The organism is Arenibacter lacus (assembly GCF_008711145.1).
GTDB lineage: Bacteria > Bacteroidota > Bacteroidia > Flavobacteriales > Flavobacteriaceae > Arenibacter > Arenibacter amylolyticus.
The window spans coordinates 1-1,674 of sequence record NZ_VVIN01000152.1 but is presented as its reverse complement, the minus strand read 5'-3'; the positions used below and the strand labels follow the sequence as shown (position 1 = coordinate 1,674).

General features: G+C 44.0%; 1 protein-coding gene. It reads right to left on the bottom strand.

Translation table 11 applies throughout. The features are described 5' to 3' along the window. Positions 1-1,674 (bottom strand): SprB repeat-containing protein (locus tag F1E73_RS16865; protein ID WP_191089059.1); only part of this gene is annotated, 1,674 nt, incomplete at both ends.

Below are 1,674 nucleotides of genomic sequence, written 5' to 3'. Positions count from 1 at the left end.
TAGTAAGGCTGATAGCCGGACTAGGATCTTCGGCAACGGTAACATCAACAGATTGAATACAGTTGTTGGCATCCTTTACATACACCGTATAGTTATCTGCATCTACATTGAAAAATCCGGTGATATTAGTTCCAGACCAAGTGGTAGCCGTAGGGGCAGTTGCAGTAGCCAATTCCAGCTGAAACTGATAAGGAGCCTTTCCATATCGGGCACTAGCCGTTATGGTACCCTCATTGGGGGCACAGTTATCATTGGTGGTAGTGGCCGATATTTCCAAAAGTGCAGAGGACTGATCTATCACAAAAGGATCGGAGGCATTTACACATCCCGCATTGGTTCCATTTACTTCAGTAAAGAGAATATAATATTCACCTGGGGCAATTCCACTTAAGGTTCTAGTTCTTGCAGTACCAGGAATTAAAGCGGAAGAGTTACCCGTGATTCCAGTAGCAATATTGGTCTGATACGTGAAAATCTCGTAATCTACTTGAGTGCCGCCATAGCCACTATAGGTAAATTCTACGGATCCGTCCGAAGCACCAAAGCAACTAACATTGGTGGTAGCATCTATGTTAGAAGCTAAACTGGAATTAGTAGCTACAGGAACTGTGGCTTCCTGCACATATTCACATCCAGTATCGGAATCATATACTATAAATGTATAGGTAACTCCTGGGGTAAGTCCCGTAAAATTATGGGTGTAGGGTGCTGGTGAACTAGCACCACCATCCTGAAGATACCAATCAGGATTCGTTGATGTCCAAGGTGTGGCCGGATAGATGGCAAAATAGAAAGTACCTGTACCCAGAGTCCCATTACTTGCTTGGGCTTCTACCAACATTTCACCACTTCCTGGAGTACATCCTGCAACACCGGAGGTGGTAATTAAAACGTCAGGACCAGTGGTAATAGTAACCGTGGAGGTGTTTTCACATCCATTACCGTCTATTACCCGGATTGTATAATCCCCAAAATTGAGCCCAGTGAACGTATGGGCATTGGATCCCGTAGAAGTATCGTAGGTATCCGTATAGGAATAGTCATTTTTATTTATTTCATATGTATAAGGGGAAGTCCCACCTGTTGCATCTACCGTAATGGTCCCCATTACATTTGAAGACGCCGAACAGGACAAATTGGTTTGAGTGATATTGGGATTGATGGCAGTAGGTTCTGTTATGGTTGCCGTAGTTGTAATGGAACAGCCTTTGTCATCGGTTAATGTAATTTCATAGTCTCCAGCTGGTAATCCAGTGGTCTGACTTCCGTAATTGGTTGCTGAAATTGTTTCATAAATATTAATGGTGTAGGGGGCAACACCCATACTGGTATCCACTACAATATCCAAGACTCCGCTACTGTCTCCATAACAAAGAATATTTGTTGGGGTTACACTGGTAATTACCGGGTTATTGGCCGCGGTAACGGTCACGGTATTACTTTCTGTAATACAGCCTTGCGTATCCGTTACTCTAAACCTATAGCTCCCTGGGATAGAAGTAGTGTAAGGGAAGCCTGCCGCATAGGCGGAATAGGCGCCGCCATTAAAAGCCACTTCATAGGTATATCCTGGATACCCCCCATTTACCGTTAAATTGATTTCTGCATCCGGACTCCCTGTACAATCAAGGTCCTTGGTAAGTACGGCATTCGCAGTTAGTTCTGGTTCAATTA